Source organism: uncultured Paraglaciecola sp., assembly GCF_913020055.1.
GTDB lineage: Bacteria > Pseudomonadota > Gammaproteobacteria > Enterobacterales > Alteromonadaceae > Paraglaciecola.
Map to the genome: position 1 here is coordinate 57660 of NZ_CAJWCF010000006.1, position 17629 is coordinate 75288.

Sequence of the window (17629 nt, forward strand, 5' to 3'; positions counted from 1 at the left end):
TCTAGTTTAATTGCTTAAGCAAATCAGAGCCTTTTGTAGACTTAGCCTGCATCGATAAGAAACGTCCTGTTTGCGTGTACTCAATACTAATGTGTAAATCTGCTGCTGCCAAGAGGCCAGCACCTTTGTCTGGCCATTCAATCAAACAAATACAATCAGCGTCGAAATAATCTCGAATGCCCATGAATTCTAATTCTTCAGGATCAGATAAACGGTATAAGTCAAAGTGAAACACCCGCCAGTCAGCTATTTCATAAGGTTCAACCAAGGTATAAGTAGGGCTTTTGACATTACCTATATGGCCTAATCCTTGAATAAAACCACGACTAAAAGTAGTTTTACCAGCACCTAAATCCCCTTCAAGATATATCACAATTGATTGATGACAACACTTAGCCAATTTCCCTGCCAAAGCAACTGTGGCAGCTTCATTCACTAATTCATAGTGTATCGAGGGTAAATCAGCAGTAGGGGGAATCAAAGGAATACTCATAATCCGTTAACAATGGCTCGTAAAGGTTGTAATAAATCTGAGGCAATCATACCACGTTGACCATATTGTATGGCAACTCTGTCTCCCGCTTCGGCATGCGCACATACGCCATAGACTGCCGCTTTTTGTGAGGTAAAGCCTTGGGCTAAAAAGGCACCGATAACGCCGGTTAATAAATCGCCCATTCCAGCCGTTGCCATACCAGGATTCCCACCTTCACATACCCAAGGTACAGAGGCTTCGTGTAAATCTGCCGATTGAATGATACTGCCAGCCCCTTTTAATACACAGGCAGACTGATATTTTTGCGAGATATTTTTAGTGGCCAAATATCTATCGCTTTCAATTTTACTGATGTCACAGTTTAATAATCGGCTTGCTTCACCAGGATGAGGGGTAAAGACCAGTGCCGGTAAGTTGGCAAGGGTATCTCGAACAGCAACATCATCGGCCATCACTGCAAGTATATTTAGTCCGTCAGCATCTATGACCAATGGTTTAGGGCTGTGTTTTAAGTGTGCCAATAAACGTGAAAATTGCTGTTGTGACCAATCATCTTGGCCTAATCCAGGTCCCACAACTATGCAACTACACCAACTTAATGCAGCATCAATATCTTTATTAGCAAGCATGATTTCTGGGCGACCAGCAGAGATCGACAAGTTACTAGACTCATGACAATAGACCTTTACCAAGCCTACTCCACAACGCAAGGCTGATTCCGCGCTGAGTCTAATTGCACCGGCCATACCTTGGTTGCCACCTATGCATAATAACTTGCCAAACGTACCTTTATTGCCGTGTTTTGGTCTTGGCTGCAATGGTTGTAACATCGACCAGTTGACTAACTGCACTTCACCTTGCGCTATGCTAAAAAATTCATTGCCCACAACCAAATCCGCATAACAAAGTTTGCCACAAAATTCTTTACCAATGCCAGTAACCAATCCCGGCTTGATAGCAACAAAAGTGACTGTTACATCGGCTTTAACAGCAATTGGTAATGGTTGCCCTGTGTTAGCTTGCATGCCAGAGGGTAAATCTATGCTCAATACCGGAATGCCTGTTTGATTGATTTTTTGGATGACTTCTTGAAAGGTTTGACTGACTTCGCCGGTTACGCCCGTGCCCAGCAGTGCATCTACTAACACGTCAAACTGTGCATAATCCAACTCAGAAAACGCCAGTGTTTCACCAGCTACTTCTTGCCATTTAGATTGTGCTTGTTTGGCATCGCCATTTAACTCTCTTGTTGGCTGCTGACACGTTACCGAAACATCTAAACCATGCTGCTTTGCCAGCTTAGCTAACACATAACCATCACCGGCATTATTACCGTTGCCAGCCACTACTAGTACTTTCTGAGCTTTTGGCCATTCTTGTAGTAAGATTTTGAATGCAGCTTTGCCCGCTCTTTGCATTAATTCAAACATACTGCACTTAGCTAATAACGCAGCCTCAGGTTCAATCGATCTGACTTGCTCTGAACTGACAATTTTATGTGCTAGACTCGCAGCCGCTTGCTCGGTTAACAGGTTTGTCGATGTCATTACTTAACACTTCTGAATTGTTGTCTTTAGCTGAAAATATCAAGGCTTGGGGGAAAGTGCTAGGTTTTCAACAAGTCGGCATATGCGATGTTGATTTGCATCAACATGAAGCTCATCTGCAATCTTGGCTTGAAAAAGGCTATGCAGGAGAGATGAACTACATGGCAGAGCACGGTATGAAAAGGGCTAGACCATCAGAGTTGCTGCCCGGCACTATGCGAGTCATAAGTGTCAGAATGGATTATTTGCCCCCCGATGCTAAATTTGCCGAAACATTAAAAAATAAACAGCAAGCTTATATCAGCCGTTATGCACTTGGCCGCGATTATCATAAATTGTTACGTGCTCGTTTGAAAAAGCTTGGTGAAAAAATAAAGACTGAATGTGCAGAATTAAATTTCAGACCTTTTGTTGATTCAGCACCTGTACTCGAACATGCCATTGCCGAAAAAGCGGGCATTGGATGGACAGGTAAGCATTCACTTACTATCAATAAAGAAGCTGGTTCTTGGTTCTTTTTAGGGGAGTTGTTTGTCGATATCCCCTTACCAGTAGACAAGGCCGTAGTCGAAAATTGTGGTAGTTGTACCGCTTGTTTAACGATTTGTCCCACTCAAGCAATTGTTGAGCCCTATGTGGTGGACGCAAGACGTTGTATTTCCTACCTTACCATTGAACAAAAAGGCGCTATCCCGGAGCAATACCGAGCTTTGATTGGCAATCGTGTTTACGGTTGTGATGACTGCCAACTTATTTGTCCGTGGAATCGCTTTGCAAATATTACAGATGAAGCGGATTTTCACCCTAGGCAAAAACTAATGAGCAAAGAGTTGATTGAATTGTTTGCATGGGATGAACAGACTTTTCTAAAAAACACAGAAGGTTCGGCGATTAGGCGCATTGGTTTTGAGCGTTGGCAACGCAATTTAGCTGTGGGCTTAGGTAATGCAGCGTTTTCAAATGAGATTGTTAGCACTTTGCGTGCGGCCTTGAGTCATTCGACAGATTTAGTCAAAGAACATATTCAATGGGCGTTGCTGCAACATGAAAGCAAAGCGACGCAGAATCAAAAAACTGACAGTCGACTAACCCAAAGGTTAGTGCGCAGCATCGAAAAAGGTTTAGTTAGGGATGCGTAATCAGAAATACTCTAAGTGCGTCGTTCCATTCAATTGCTTTTAAACGTAATTTTTTACAATTCTGCACACCGAACCATTATCCCTAGAAAGTAATATATTTGATTCAATATCATCAGCAGGGTACCCATATAAACCAAATTGATTACCGCGACTATGAGTGATGATTAAGGCAAAGTTTGGCTGGAAATTAATGTCACCTCGAAATGGATCTAATATGGGGATTTGGAATCTGCCGAAATGCAAAAGGCCTATTTTTCTATTATTTCGAAACACAGTTTTATCAAATAGCGGTTTTTCAATAATGGCATAAACAGCAAATTTAGGGATTTGCACTGGCACACTTTGCCAAACCATTTGAACTATCTGTAGTTCCTCGGCCAGTGAAGATATTGACTTGGGCAAATCGAATGTTTTCATTATTTCCCCTGAGTTTATTTTTAAAACTACTCCTCAAAATATAGAAGGTAAGTGCAAAAGTAGTTAAAAATTAAGGTAATAATCTTTGCAGAGCACAATATACTCTTTGGAATAGCTACCCAAATGGTTATAAATACTCATTTTTTCGCTATTCTTGGTGTCTTTGATAGGGCTAAATTCTAATAAAAATCGGCTCACATTGGCTTGTTGTTTGGTCTGCACTTGCAGTTCACGGGTGCAAAATAGTCCTACTGATTCAGCGCTCAATAGGAATTCCTTCACTACGTCTGCGGGTAATACACAACAAAAAGTGCCGCTAGCGGAGAGTGATTTTGCTACTTCTTGTAAAAGTGTTGAGTGATCTAATTCCACCGTTTGCCGTGCGTTTAGTCGATTTGGTATGGAGTGAATTTTGTTGGCGCTGAGATTAACCGGAAAATAAGGTGGATTACTGACTATTAGGTCATAACCAGTTTCCACAGAAAAAAGTTGAATACTTGTATGTTGAAATGTCAGTCGATCTGACCACGGGCAATTTTTAGCATTACCTTCAGCTTGCAAGATAGCCTCAGCATCGATATCTATGCCGTCAATTAAACAAGTGTCTTGGGTTTTTTGCGCCAACATAATGCCTAACAAACCACTACCGGTACCGATATCTAAAATACGCTGTGCGTTGTTAGTTTGTACCCAGCTTCCTAACATAATGCTGTCAGTGCCTACTTTCATTGCGCATTTATCATGCTCAATAGTAAACTGTTTAAACTTAAATCCCATTTTAGAATACTTGTAGACTGATCATTTTAGCTGCCACATCAGCGGCCTGAACGGGCTTATATTTGGCTAGATTTCCAATCAGCAGTGGTGACAAAAAAGGGCTAAACAGGCTTGCAAGTTTCTCGGCAGGGCGTATTTCTTCTCTCTCGCCTAATAACAAAGATGGCCTAACAGCACTTGCATTATCTAACCCCGGCATATTAACAATGGCATTTTCTAATTCACCCTTGACCCGCAAGTAAAAATTGTTACTTTTAGCATTAGCTCCCACTGAAGAAATCCATACAAAACTAATCGCGTGCTGGGCTTTAGCAAGTTGAGCTGCCACATGTACATACTCAAAATCAATTTTTCGAAATGCTTGTTTGCTACCTGCTTTTTTGATAGTAGTACCTAAACATACGTAGACGTGATCGCAGGTAAAGTAACCTTGATAGTCTTGCAAATTTTCAAAATCAACAACAATGGGCTGCACTTTAGTTGATGTTGTTTTGAAAAAATCTTTTGGCAGTGGTTTACGTAACAAACAAGTCACTGTTTGATATCTATTATCTTGGCAAAGCTGCTCGACTAATGATTTACCCACTAGCCCAGTAGCCCCTAAAACTAAAGCCGTTTTCAACATCTATTACCTGCAATTTTAGCTGTAGGTAAAAATCCTACAATACGCTTAAAAGGGAGAGCCCTAAAAATAATGACGCAGCTTACCCTATTTATCCCGAACTCAGGTTATTTAACCTCAACGTATCCCAATCACGCAAACATGTGGGTTGCTAATGTTTTTTGAATGCCAACCACGGTGTCTTTGTTTAGTTCTTTTTCGATTGGGTTATCTTGCCCGGAAATCCAAATTTTTAGTTCTGCATCTAAATCAAAGTGCCCAGCCGTTTCGATTTTAAATTGGGTAATGGCGCTGTAAGGAATCGAATGATAATCGACTTTACGGCCAGTCAAACCTTGCTTGTCAATTAAAATTAACCGTTTGTTAGTGAATACATACATATCCCGTACTACTTTAAAGACCTGCTGAATACTTTCGGTTTCTCCAATAATTGGCGCTAATTCCTCTGCTACTTCACTGATATCAATTTCAGACGCGTTGCCGAGTAATGCATCAAGTAATCCCATTTTTACTTCCTTTAAATATTTAATCAGCAATCAGCATAATTGTTGATGCGAAAATAGCAACTACAGGCTACCATTTCGCTTCTTCGAACATTCTGATGATGGTAATTACAAATTTATGTCCAGTGTGACTTTTGCCGATGTGCAAGCTGCTAAAAAACGTATCAGTTCTTATATCAATAAAACCCCAGTGCTGGAATCTCAATTATTAAATGATTGGTTAGGGCATAAGGTCATGTTTAAAGCGGAATGTTTTCAAAGAACAGGTGCGTTTAAACTTCGTGGTGCTCTGAACATGATGTTAAAGGCTCGAGAAGATGGGCGTCTCGGCACACAAGTGGTTGCCAGCAGCTCAGGTAACCATGCTCAAGCGGTGGCGTATGCGGCCAAGATTTTAGATGTAAAAGCGACCATCTTTAGTGCACAAAATGTGTCTAAAGTGAAAGCAGCCGCTACACAATACTATGGTGCCACACTCGATTTAAGTGCGACCCGTAAAGAAGCTGACGAAAAGGTTGCAGAGGCCGCAAAACAACAGGGGGTTTTATGGATGCCGCCATTTAACCATGACGATATAATTGCCGGGCAGGGCACCGCTACTCTCGAAGCGCTTGAGCAAACAGGCGAGGTAAACAGTGTATTTGCACCTGTTGGTGGTGGTGGGTTGGTCTCGGGGGCTCAGGTTAGCACTAGAGCTATATACCCAAAGGCAAGTGTTATTGGGGTTGAACCTTTAATAGCGAATGATGCTGCAGAGTCGATACGTACCGGTGTTATCCAGTCTTTGTCAGAGCAATCTAATACCCTGGCTGATGGTGCCGCGACCTTACAAGTGGGCGAAAAAACCTTTCCTCATCTACAAACTTTAAACGGTTTTTATGAGGTGGATGAAACAAAAATTGCTTACTGGACTCAGTGGTTACAACACTTGCTTAAGGTCCATGTTGAACCTACTTGTGCAATGTGTATGGGGGCTGTAGTTGAATGGCTTAAATCGCAGAGTAGTGAACAAAAAGTCCTAGTGATCTTGTCTGGCGGTAATATAGACCAACAAAAAATGCTTAAAATATGGCAAGATGACCATTTGCAAAAAGTACCTAGTTTATTGATTTAACAGCTAAAACCTGATTTAGTGTGGGTATTGTTATAGTGAGTATTTGACAACACGTTTTGAGAGGAACCAATACATTGCGGATTTTTTTAACAAGCATCATATTAAGCCTATTGGCGTTAATTCCGCACCCAAGTATTGCCCAAGAAAAGGTCTTCACCCAAGCATCTTGTACTATTGTGTATTCTCTAAAACGTTCAGCCGATAAGTATTTTAATGACGAAATTGTTCAGTTAGGAAGACAAATTAATAAACACAATATCCAGTTTATAGATTTAAATCACTGGGGTAAAACGTCACCCCACGTTGAAGTGAGTGGTCGATTTCGTAATCAATTGCGCCAGCAATATGATTTGAATAAAAGTATTAATCAAGCCATTGTTGTGGACCGAAGCGGAAAGCTAACCCATCGTTATACTGGCTCCGTGACCTTAGTCAACCTGTTGTTAGATTGCAGTTAGCCCAAATAAATAAACAACTATAACGTCTCACTTCTTGTTATTTGGTTTACACAACATTTACACCCTACAAACGGAAGTTTAGAGTTAACTGTGCTGTAATTGCTTTATTAAACTCTACAAGCAAAATTAAGCCATGTCGTTCTCAAATAATGCAGTTACTCGCTCGCTCAATTTTAGTTATTTACTTATCCCTCTCTCTTTTGTGTTAATGGCATGTGGTGGTTCATCTAGTTCAACCCCAACTCCAGTCTCTGTTACGCCCACACCCACTAATACAATACCATTGGCAAATGCTGGACTAGATCAAAGCGTATCTGTAGGCACAACAGTGACGTTGGACGGCTCATTAAGTTCTGATGCTGACGGCGATGCACTGGGTTATAACTGGGTCTTAACTGGCGTACCAGTTGGCAGTAATGCCATTTTGCAAAATCAAACAGACAGTCAACCCATGTTTATGGTTGATATTGCGGGTAATTATACTGTTTCACTTATGGTTAATGATGGCACTGCTACTAGTGCAGAGGATGATGTGCTCATAGTCGCAAGTAACACTAATGTGGATATCACTAACGTGAATTTTTCTAATCAACAAGGCAGCTGCGATGCTTATGTTGGCAATTACACTTCTAATGTGACTGATGTGTCGCGTAATATAAATTTTATTGGCGATATTGAAATCAGTTTGTCTGGAGAAACATGCGTCATTTCATCTAACGATATACCCAATCACGACTTTAATGATCAGGGAACTTCTTTCGTGAATAACGTTAGTGAACAAAATAATACCTATGTTCTTTCTGCTTCACCGCAGTTTGCATCTAACTCAGCGCCGGTAAGCCTTAATGTGACCAATGCAGTGTTTCTAAATGGCGCGATAGTCGATTTGCTTGCCGCTGCTTGTTATGACGTGGGTAACCAGTCACTTGGTAATGAAAAAATAGGCTGTGGGCAAGACCAGATAAATAATCCTTGGCGTTACGACCCCATGTCCCCTCTTAATACCTTTTCTACCGATAGTCATAATGCTCATGCTCAACCAGATGGTACTTATCATTATCACGGTAATCCCATGGCCATGTTTGAACAAAATTGTGAGTCACAAGGTGTCGCTTCGCCTGTCATTGGTTTTGCGGCGGATGGTTTTCCGATATATGGCAGTTGCTTTACTGATCTCGTGTCTAACTCTGTCAAAAAGGCCCAAAGCAGTTTTGTGCTAAAAAATGATGGTGGTGTGCGAGTTGATGCTGATGGATACACAACTCCTGTGGCCGGCCAAGGTGTGGTTGTTAGCAATCTTTATGATGGACAGTTCACTGGTGATTTCGAATACGTTGCTGGTAGTGGTGATTTAGATGCATGTAATGGCATGACTATAAACGGGCAATACGGTTATTACGTCACAGATAGTTATCCTTGGATTTTAGCTTGTTACAAAGGTGAGGTGGATGACTCATTTATTAAAACAGCTGCGGCTTTAGAAAATCGCTCGCACGGCCATAGCCACCTACTCAAATAACATTTGTTTGGCCCAGTGAGCAGTAGATAAAGCTGTGTGGATTATTCTAAGCTACTGTTCATAAAGCTTTAGTTGCATCAAGGGTAAATCTAAGGCAAGTTAAATCAAATAATTTAAGGAACTGCCCATGCAACGTCTATTTATTTTTGGACTACTTTTTTTCAGTACACTGATGTTGGCGGCTCCGAGCCATATTCATAACGTTAATGGTTATACATTGGATGATTCGGGTGAGCTCGTTCGTTTCTCAAACATGGTGTTTGATGGCGGTAAGGTGCTGGCTATTGGCGGCATGGAACTGAATAAACGTTTCCCTAATGCAATGCAAATTGATGGCCAAAACAAAGTTTTGTTACCTGGGCTGATTGATGCTCACGGACATGTCATGGGACTTGGCGAAGGTTTATTACAAGTAGATTTACGCGAGAGTCAATCCGCTTTAGATGCAGCCAAAACTGTGCAGGCTTATGCTAAGACTCAGCAAGAGCTAGCTTGGATTACTGGCAGAGGCTGGAATCAAGTGCTTTGGCCAGGGAAAGCGTTTCCTACCGCTAGTTTGTTAGATGAATATGTCAAAAATAAACCAGTTATGTTGTCGCGAGTAGATGGCCATGCCAGTTGGGTCAATAGTAAAGCTCTTGAAATAGCCGGTATCACCAAAGATACACTTGATCCCCCAGGTGGAAAAATTGTCCGTGATAAGCAAGGTAACCCTACAGGTATCCTGATTGATAATGCCGAAAGTTTACTATATGAGCATTTACCTAAAACGTCTGATGCCACCTTAGCCGCGCAATTAAATTCAGCAGGCAAAAAATTGCTTTCTGAAGGTATAACCAGTGTGCATGACGCTGGTATAGGTAAAGTGGTATACGACTACTACCAAAAACGTGTGGCGCAGCACTCACTACCGGTGCGTATCTATCCAATGATTGCTGCGACATCACCCATCTTGAAGCAACTATTAGAAACAGGCCATGTGCAAGACCAATATGATTGGCTCGCCATCAGAAGTGTCAAAGCTTACGGTGACGGAGCTTTAGGTAGCCGCGGTGCAGCCTTATTAAAACCTTACTCTGACGCCCCAGATAACCATGGATTATTGGTTACAAGAGAAGCTGACTTAAAACCACTTTTTGACTTGGTTTTGGGGAGTGGTTTTCAACTTAACTTTCATGCGATTGGAGATAGAGCCAATCGTTTAGCGTTAGATCAGTTTGCTGACACTTTTAAGCGAATTGGTGGTAAGTCACTACGCAATCGTGTTGAACATGCTCAAGTGATAAATGTTAACGATATTCCACGTTTCAAAACATTAAATATCATTCCTGCGATGCAGCCAACCCATGCTACTAGCGACATGAATATGGCAGAAGACAGAGTGGGAGCAGAAAGGTTAAAAGGCGCTTACGCCTGGCAGACGTTCTTAAAACAAGGTTCTCCTGTGGCGTTTGGTTCTGATTTTCCGGTAGAACTCTCTAATCCATTTTTTGGTTTACATGCTGCAGTAACAAGACAAAATCGCAATAATTCACCTAACAAAGGTTGGATACCGAGCGAAGCGGTAACAGTCAAACAAGCCTTCCGTGGTTTTACTTTGGATGCAGCTTACGCAGCTCATCAAGAAAATATATTAGGTGGACTAACCGAAGGGAAGTGGGCCGATTTTATTTTGATAGACCAAGATATCTTTACGATCGCGCCACAAGATATTTGGAAAACCCAAGTGTTAGAAACATGGATTGCAGGTGAAAGACGTTTTACAAAAACGCCTTAGGTTAATTTTTTGAGTTAGAGGTCATAGGGTTTTAGCTAGAGGATATTTGCCTTTCTCATGTAAACACAATTTTGCATATTGCCAGGGAAGGGCTGTTCTGGATACTCTGTTTCAACAAAGCCCAATGATTGATAGCAGTTATAGGCAACAAGATTATGTTTAAATACAAATAAAGAGGCTCCTTTGGCAGGTTGTTCTAAGTGTGCTTTTTCTAGTATTTTTGTAATTAATATTTTTACCAACCCTTGACCACGATTATTTGGGTTAACGGCCAGTCGTCCAAGGTGATGATGATCTAACCGTTCATAGTATTGTCCAAAAGCTACAACTTGTTGTTCTTCGTTTAGTAGACAAAATGATGTGAAATGATCCGCTGTTAACAGATTAAGAAATTTATCATCCGACATGGGGTAGGTCATATTTGGACCTCCCCATGTGAACATTTGTTGATGATCGCTAAACCAAGTTTTTACCTGCAAATACTGTTGTTCTGTAGGACAAATTAATGTCATTGGATTAGCCTTTACTGCCCGTTATACAAAGTGGCAATCCACTTTTCCTCATTAATAAAACTCCATGACCAAGCTTGGTATTTTTCACCAAGGCCTTTGGTCACAGCATCTTCAAGACTCATACCTTTGGCTTTCATGCTTTTTACCATGGCAGCAGTATTAATGATCATATCCAAGGCATTTTGATAGTCGGCTTTGGTCGCTAACTTACCGTGCCCTGGGATTATTTTTGTATCGTCTTTAAGCATACTAATGAGTTTAGTGGCGTTCTTAATATAACCGGCAACTGTGCCACCGCCATTTAAATCGATGTACGGAAAACGGCCTTCAAAGAACAAGTCTCCTGGGTGTAAGACATTGGCTTCTTCAAACCAAACGACACTGTCGCTATCTGTATGACCTGCTGGCAAATGCATGACTTTGATGGTGTCGCCATTAAAATGAAAAGTCACACCTTGTTGATAAGTCACCACAGGTAATTCGGCATGAGTGTGGTCTTCTTTACTTGCTAGACGTTTACGCACATTGTCATGAGCAAAGATGGTACTACCTTTAATTTCTTTGAAATAGGCGTTAGAACCAGTGTGATCACCGTGGTAGTGAGTGTTTACAACATACTTCATAGGAGTCTTCGCAATATTACCAATAGCTGTGGCTATTTTTTCGGCTAGTGGTGCAAATTGGTCATCAATGATTAAGATACCTTCGTCACCAGCGGATACGCCAATATTGCCCCCCATACCCTCTAACATGTGTACTGAGCCGCTAACTGGTTGACTGGTGATTTCGACATCGGCAAATCTGTCTTGGGCAATAACCGAACTGGTTGAAAATAGTGCGGTAATGGCAGTAAACAATATAATTTTAGCGCGCATGGTTAATGTTCCTTAGTTAATAAAAAGTAAATCTAGACGTTTATAACAACTAGATACAAACTATGCAGCAAATAAGATCTTAAAGATAACCTGCATGTTTGAATTTACAAAACGTATTAGCTTTATATTCTTTGTTATCAGTCTGGCAACTGCTTTCTACATTAACTTTAAAGTTAACCCGACTTGGGTTGAAAGCCAGTTGCAATATCAAACATATAATAATGAGTTGGGTCAGTTGGTGTATCGCGCAAGTGGGCAAGAGAACCTAATAAAGGACCCAATTCCCTATACCGATTCGCCTCTTCGCCAATCAATACTGAATAATCAACAAACCAAGCCTTCCCTCTCACAGCAATGGGTATATAAAAATAATATAGATGATGTGGTGTTACTTAAGGCGGATTTTCATTTTGGCATTTGGTCGTTATTACCTGCTTTAGTCGCGGTTGTATTGTGCTTGATGACTCGTGAACCTTTAGTCGCATTGTTTAGCGGGATAGTGATTGGCGCTGTGATGTTAGGACGATTCGATATCACTCATGAGGTATTTATTCCGAATGTAGGAACCTCGAGTGCAGCTTCTATCTTAATTTTATATCTATGGTTGCTTGGAGGGTTAATGGGGATGTGGGCAAAAACAGGTGCTGCACAAGCCTTTGCTGACCATATGAGTGAGCATTATGTAAAAGGGCCACGTTCAGCCAAAGTAGTTACTTGGTTCTTGGGTTTGGTATTCTTCCAAGGCGGTACCATGAGTACGGTATTGGTAGGCACCACGGTGAAACCCATTGCTGATAAGGCTGGCGTTAGTCATGAAGAGCTTAGTTACGTGGTAGATTCTACCGCTTCACCTATTGCTTCTATTATTGCATTCAATGCTTGGCCTGCTTATGTTCAAGCCTTTCTGTTTATTCCAGGTGTGGCTTTTTTGGCCACAGAAAGTGACAGGATAGCGTTCTTTTTTGCCAGTATCCCTTTTAGTTTTTACGCTATTTTTGCTGTTTTAGGCACTTTATTACTGAGTTTAAATATCACCACCTTTAGTGGTTCTCCACTTAGAAAAGCCATTAAACGAGTGGCTGAAACCGGTGAGTTGGACGCGCCTAATGCTTCACCAATTAGTGCCAAAGAATTACACCTAAGCCAAGCTCCAGATGGATATGAAGCGCATAGACTAGAATTTATTCTGCCTTTAGTAAGCCTAATTGTAATTGCCATTGGTTCCTATTTTGTTACGGGTTCACCAAAAATTCACTGGGCATTTTCAGGGGCTTTGTTTTTGTCCATATTTATGGCGTTGGCAAAAGGTATGGCACTTCAACAGGTGTTAGAAGGTTTTGGTAATGGATTAAAAGGAGTGGTAGTCGCTTCGGTTATATTAATGTTTGCGTTAACTATAGGTGTACTTAGTAAACAGCTGGGCGGAGGTATTTATTTGGTGGAATCCTTGGGCGAACATATACCCTTTTGGTGTTTACCCATAATATTACAACTGATGACCATGCTTATTGCTTTCTCAACAGGCACCAGTTGGGGGACTTACGCAATTGCCTTTCCTTTAGGTTTGCCTTTGGCATGGACGATCGCGCAAACCCAAGGCCTAGATAACCCCGAGTTATTTATGATGGTATGTTTTGCAACAATACTTAATGGCAGTGTATATGGTGACCAATGTTCACCTATATCAGATACTACGATTCTGAGTTCTATGACCACAGGCTGTGATTTAATGGATCATGTAAAATCACAAATTGTACCCGCTACTTATGCAGCGATCCTCGCAGGAGGGCTGTGGACGGCTACCGTTTTGTTTTTCGCCTAACGTACTGCTTGAGTATATTGATTTTGTAAATGAAACATTGGCTTAATCAATATACTCAAATCTGGGTTTTGTTACACCATCAACTTGTACTGTTTCAATAAACATTTCCAAAGGTCTAACCCATAAACCCCTTGCACCATATAAGGGCTGATAAACCACTAATTCGGTTTCATCTTCTGAATGTTTAGCTACGCCAATGACTTCATATTCATTGCCTTTGTAATGACGGTAACGCCCTATTTCCAATGACATATTTATTCCTCGTTGTTAGGAGATACTATTGTTTAACTGCAGATTTTTTTGTCTTACCTGTTGCCATGAAATCACTATCAGTTGTACTGCAATGATAATAAAGCTAGCCAGTAATAAACCACGCCACTCTATTAGGTAAAGAAATATACCAGCGCTCAGGGCTGCTGTGGCTTGACAGCCGAACACCAAAAATTCATTTAATCCTTGGACTTTAAATCTTTCGCTAGGCTGATAACTCTTAGCGAGTAATACCGTACCGCCAACAAACAGAAAATTCCAACCAATACCTAATAACACCAACGCACTCCAATAGCTTAGCCATTGACTGCCAGTTAACGCGATTAAGATAGTGGTGATATAGGCAGATAACCCTAAGTAGATGCTCTTTGAGGTACCCAATTTACTGATTAACCAACCACTAAACAATGAGGGAAAAAACATCGCGAATATATGGCTTTGGATAACCCACTTTGTATCCTGCAAGGAATAAGCTTCATGCACGTGCATATGTACAGGTGTGGCCGTCATAATAAAACTCATTAATGCATAACCCACTACTGAAGCCGAAACTGCCAAAATAAACACTGGTTGGCTTGCTATAACACTTAATTTCCGGCCGGTTTCTGCAGACTTATGTTGCGCTACGTGGGTATTATCGATTCGAGTAAACAGAAAGCTACATAACAACAATAAAGCTGCCATTAAATAAAATGCACCGACGAAAATTTGCTCGGTAATTAGCTGACCAATGGTCACTAACTCTGGCCCTAAGATAGCGGCTACTAGCCCGCCTAGTAACACAGTGGAAGCCGCTTTTGGCATCAGTTCAATACTGACTGATTCCATCGCAGTAAAACGGATTTGTTGAATAGCAGACATCACCACTCCCAACAAAAAGGCAGATATTACCAATCCTGTAAAACTACTATTAGCGATACTCGCAGCGGCGAATAAAGTTATCACAGCGCCAAAACTAGAGGTAAAAATAAAAACCGGCTTTCGACCAAATCGTTGCATCAAGCGGGTCACAGGCACCACACCGCATGCAGTGCCTACAATACTCATAGCTAATGGCAATGTAGACCATTTAGGGTCTGGAGTAATCTGAGCGCCTAAAACACCTCCTGCCAATACAAACATAGTGCCAGCGCTTAAAGCTAGCGCTTGAATCAAGGTTAATAACCACACATTGGCAGGCATTCTTTGCACTAGGAAAGCTCTTTGTTTAGGTATGCTAATAGTTTCTTTGGGTAGTCTACAGAGTTGAAATCTTTTAGTCTTCAGTAGATGAAAATGAAAACGCTAATTGTGTACTCTGGGTCGAATCAGCTAAACCTACATGTAATCCAACTAGCCTAATGCCTCTGTTAGCTTTGCGTGAAAGACCTTCAGTTAACAATTTAAAAAAGTACTCTTTATCTAAGACTTGGCATTTATGTTCGACTGTTGTTTGTTGAAAATCACTGAATTTTAATTTGATACCCTGACTTTGAATTTTAGATTGTGACTTTGCTAAACGTTTTTCTAACATCGGAAAAAGACTGTCGATCATTTTTATACAGTCTTGCTCTGAATGAATATCTTCCGGCAAAGTGCGTTCTACGCCAACCGACTTACGCTGTCTGCCAAGACTTAAATTTCTATCATCTAGGCCGTGGCTGCGATCCCAGATAATTGAACCAAACTTACCAAATCGTTTGATTAAGTCTTCAAAAGGGAACTGCCGAACATCAGCGCAGCTATATAACCCGATATCATTTAACTTAGCTAAGGTGATCTTACCAACGCCAGGAATTTTACCAAGTGGTAATCCAATCACAAAGTCGTCGAGTTTGTCTGGTGTGATAACACAGATACCATTAGGTTTATTTTCATCACTAGCAATTTTGGCCACAAACTTACAGGGTGCAACGCCTGCAGAAGCGGTGAGTTGGGTCTCTGCAAAAATAGCCTGCCTAATATCTTCGGCGATTAATGTTGCGCTACCTGAGAACAAGGTACATTCAGAAACGTCTAAGTAAGCTTCATCTAGAGACAGTGGTTCAATTTTGTCAGTATAACGACGGAATATTTCGCGTATTTGTAGAGATATTTCACTGTAAAGCGCCATTCGGCCAGGCGCTAGTACTAAATCAGGACACAGCTTTAATGCATGAGCTGTTGCCATAGCCGAGCGTACGCCATATTTTCGTGCTTGATAGTTACAGGTGGAGATAACACCGCGCCTATCCGAACTACCGCCTATGGCTAAAGGTACATTTTGATATTCTGGATTGTCACGCATCTCAACGGCGGCATAATAGCAGTCCATATCGATGTGGATGATCTTGCGCAAAATAGACCTAACAACTTACTGTATGTAAAACCAGTATTTTGCAGGTATATCAGTAAAGGTCAACATAAAAAACGCCAGACAGGCCGGCGTTTATAATTATTGTGATTGAATTAAAGTATTTGGTCTTTTTTCCATTCATTTAACTTAGCTTGTCTAGCTTGCTCTTTTTCCAAACGCATTTTTTTACGGTCGCAAGGTTCTGGACAATCGCAGGCTTTTGCAATGCCCAGTGCTCCAAGTCCACCACAGCTGCCAGCAATAGACTTCTGTTGAAATATGTATCCAACAGACATTGCTACTACAACCACCAAAAAAAATACAAACGCGAGAATAAAGGTACTCAAAATTTGTCTCCAATAGAGCTAAAGATGTTAACGGAATCTATTTTAATGAACAGTAACTAGTTGTTCAAATTTGTCACTAGTATACTCGGTAAAGCCATGCTTTTCTTTAGTAATCAGCAATACCGCAATATCGTATTTCTTTGCTAATGCTAGGGCTTTCTCTTTACCCATGACGATAAGAGCGGTGGCCAAGCCATCGGCTGTCATGGATGAAGGATGGATCACTGTAACAGACACCACATTATGTGTAATTGGAAAACCTGTGCTTGGGTCAATCAAGTGAGAATAACGCACACCATCTTGCTCGTAATAAATGCGGTAATCGCCAGAGGTTGCTACTGCATTATCGCCAACACTTATAATATCTTGTACTGAGCGTTGTTCTGCTTCTGGTTTTTCAATAGCAATTTTCCAGCTTATGCCAGATGGTTTTACTCCTGATACACGCATTTCGCCACCAATTTCCACTAAAAAATTTTGAATTTTATGGGCCTGTAAAATTTCAGCCACTTGGTCTACTGCATAACCTTTGGCAATAGTTGATAAGTCCACATAAAGGTTTGGGATGGTTTTACTGACCCAAGTTGGCCCAATGCTTAGTTTATCTAATCCTACTAGCTGTTGAGTTGCCTGAATAAGTTCAATTGATGGAATTTTTTCTGGTCGGCTTTGCGGACCAAAACCCCAAAGGTTAACTAGAGGGCCTACCGTCACATCCAATAATCCAGCACTCATCTCACCTAGTCGTTTTGCTTCGTTCAACACCTCTAGAGTTTTTGCCGATAAGGCAAAGCGCTCAGTACTATTCCACTGATTAAAACGACTTAGTTCGGAGTCTTGGATGTAGGTCGACATTAATTGGTTAATCTCAATTAATAATTGGTCAATCTGCTGTTTTAATTTCTGTTTATCAACGCCGTCCACAGCTATAAATTTCACATTGTAAGTGGTACCCATAGTAGGGCCAGTTAAATGTATTTCTTGCTCTTTAGGTAATGAACAGGCGACCAGGATTGTGCTAATAACAACAATCAAAAGTCTATTATTGGGAATGTTTAACATAGTGTATTTTTGGGCCTACAAGAAAAGGGGCATATAGCCCCTTTTAAATTTGTTCATA

At 41.0% G+C, this 17629-nt stretch carries 19 protein-coding genes; 6 read left to right on the forward strand and 13 right to left on the reverse strand.

Features of this window, described 5'->3' with window-relative positions:
• Nucleotide 1 precedes the first annotated feature (1 nt).
• Both tsaE and QZ488_RS02545 read right to left on the reverse strand, forming a co-directional pair.
• Complete coding sequence (tsaE, locus tag QZ488_RS02540; RefSeq protein WP_293746065.1) at nt 2-493, reverse strand: tRNA (adenosine(37)-N6)-threonylcarbamoyltransferase complex ATPase subunit type 1 TsaE; 492 nt, start codon at nt 491-493, stop codon at nt 2-4.
• Nucleotides 490-2043, reverse strand: coding sequence for an NAD(P)H-hydrate dehydratase (locus QZ488_RS02545; protein WP_293746066.1), 1554 nt, complete (start codon nt 2041-2043; stop codon nt 490-492). Before QZ488_RS02545 ends, tsaE begins: the two co-directional genes overlap by 4 nt.
• Between QZ488_RS02545 and queG the strand changes: the two genes are divergently transcribed.
• Nucleotides 2037-3182: a tRNA epoxyqueuosine(34) reductase QueG gene (gene queG / locus QZ488_RS02550; protein ID WP_293746067.1), complete on the forward strand. Its 1146-nt coding sequence runs from the start codon at nt 2037-2039 to the stop codon at nt 3180-3182. The two genes, QZ488_RS02545 and queG, sit on opposite strands and share 7 nt — an antisense overlap.
• 39 nt (nt 3183-3221) lie before the next feature.
• Here the strand turns inward: queG and QZ488_RS02555 are convergent, their stop codons facing one another.
• From QZ488_RS02555 to QZ488_RS02570, 4 genes are all read right to left on the reverse strand, one after another.
• Nucleotides 3222-3599: a hypothetical protein gene (locus tag QZ488_RS02555; protein WP_293746068.1), complete on the reverse strand. Its 378-nt coding sequence runs from the start codon at nt 3597-3599 to the stop codon at nt 3222-3224.
• Between the two features lie 63 nt (nt 3600-3662).
• The gene (locus QZ488_RS02560; RefSeq protein WP_293746069.1) at nt 3663-4376 is read right to left on the reverse strand and encodes a methyltransferase; all 714 of its coding nucleotides are present in this window, start codon (nt 4374-4376) and stop codon (nt 3663-3665) included.
• Nucleotide 4377: 1 nt separating this feature from the next.
• A complete protein-coding gene (locus QZ488_RS02565) occupies nt 4378-5001 on the reverse strand; it encodes an NAD(P)H-binding protein (RefSeq protein ID WP_293746070.1) in 624 nt (207 codons plus the stop codon).
• A 128-nt stretch (nt 5002-5129) separates the two neighbouring features.
• Nucleotides 5130-5504: a PH domain-containing protein gene (locus QZ488_RS02570; RefSeq protein ID WP_293746071.1), complete on the reverse strand. Its 375-nt coding sequence runs from the start codon at nt 5502-5504 to the stop codon at nt 5130-5132.
• A 115-nt stretch (nt 5505-5619) separates the two neighbouring features.
• On the opposite strand from QZ488_RS02570, the gene QZ488_RS02575 reads away from it, so the two are divergent.
• The 4 genes from QZ488_RS02575 to QZ488_RS02590 all read left to right on the forward strand — a co-directional run bounded on the left by QZ488_RS02575 (nt 5620) and on the right by QZ488_RS02590 (nt 10369).
• Nucleotides 5620-6615, forward strand: a complete 996-nt coding sequence (locus QZ488_RS02575) for a serine/threonine dehydratase (RefSeq protein ID WP_293746072.1) — start codon at nt 5620-5622, stop codon at nt 6613-6615.
• Between the two features lie 74 nt (nt 6616-6689).
• On the forward strand, nt 6690-7073 hold the full coding sequence (locus tag QZ488_RS02580) for a hypothetical protein (protein WP_293746073.1): 384 nt from the start codon (nt 6690-6692) through the stop codon (nt 7071-7073).
• Nucleotides 7074-7206: 133 nt separating this feature from the next.
• Entirely contained in the window at nt 7207-8592 is a 1386-nt protein-coding gene (locus QZ488_RS02585) for a YHYH protein (RefSeq protein WP_293746074.1), read from the forward strand.
• A gap of 127 nt (nt 8593-8719) precedes the next feature.
• Nucleotides 8720-10369, forward strand: coding sequence for an amidohydrolase (locus tag QZ488_RS02590; protein ID WP_293746075.1), 1650 nt, complete (start codon nt 8720-8722; stop codon nt 10367-10369).
• A 35-nt stretch (nt 10370-10404) separates the two neighbouring features.
• On the opposite strand, the gene QZ488_RS02595 is transcribed toward QZ488_RS02590, so the two are convergent.
• A complete protein-coding gene (locus QZ488_RS02595) occupies nt 10405-10881 on the reverse strand; it encodes a GNAT family N-acetyltransferase (RefSeq protein ID WP_293746076.1) in 477 nt (158 codons plus the stop codon).
• Nucleotides 10882-10892: 11 nt separating this feature from the next.
• Complete coding sequence (locus tag QZ488_RS02600) at nt 10893-11756, reverse strand: MBL fold metallo-hydrolase (protein ID WP_293746077.1); 864 nt, start codon at nt 11754-11756, stop codon at nt 10893-10895.
• Nucleotides 11757-11850: 94 nt separating this feature from the next.
• Here QZ488_RS02600 and QZ488_RS02605 point away from each other — a divergent pair, with 94 nt between their 5' ends.
• A complete protein-coding gene (locus QZ488_RS02605) occupies nt 11851-13578 on the forward strand; it encodes a Na+/H+ antiporter NhaC family protein (RefSeq protein ID WP_293746078.1) in 1728 nt (575 codons plus the stop codon).
• 42 nt (nt 13579-13620) lie between these two features.
• On the opposite strand, the gene QZ488_RS02610 is transcribed toward QZ488_RS02605, so the two are convergent.
• The 5 genes from QZ488_RS02610 to QZ488_RS02630 all read right to left on the reverse strand — a co-directional run bounded on the left by QZ488_RS02610 (nt 13621) and on the right by QZ488_RS02630 (nt 17571).
• The gene (locus tag QZ488_RS02610; RefSeq protein WP_293746079.1) at nt 13621-13830 is read right to left on the reverse strand and encodes a DUF1653 domain-containing protein; all 210 of its coding nucleotides are present in this window, start codon (nt 13828-13830) and stop codon (nt 13621-13623) included.
• A gap of 15 nt (nt 13831-13845) precedes the next feature.
• Nucleotides 13846-15039 carry an MFS transporter gene (locus QZ488_RS02615; protein ID WP_293746080.1) on the reverse strand — a complete coding sequence of 398 codons (1194 nt, stop codon included), beginning with the start codon at nt 15037-15039 and terminating at the stop codon, nt 13846-13848.
• A gap of 64 nt (nt 15040-15103) precedes the next feature.
• Nucleotides 15104-16165, reverse strand: coding sequence for a DNA polymerase IV (gene dinB / locus QZ488_RS02620; protein WP_293746081.1), 1062 nt, complete (start codon nt 16163-16165; stop codon nt 15104-15106).
• Between the two features lie 110 nt (nt 16166-16275).
• Nucleotides 16276-16509: a (Na+)-NQR maturation NqrM gene (nqrM, locus tag QZ488_RS02625; RefSeq protein WP_293746082.1), complete on the reverse strand. Its 234-nt coding sequence runs from the start codon at nt 16507-16509 to the stop codon at nt 16276-16278.
• Nucleotides 16510-16551: 42 nt separating this feature from the next.
• Nucleotides 16552-17571, reverse strand: a complete 1020-nt coding sequence (locus tag QZ488_RS02630; RefSeq protein WP_293746083.1) for an FAD:protein FMN transferase — start codon at nt 17569-17571, stop codon at nt 16552-16554.
• Nucleotides 17572-17629: the final 58 nt, after the last annotated feature.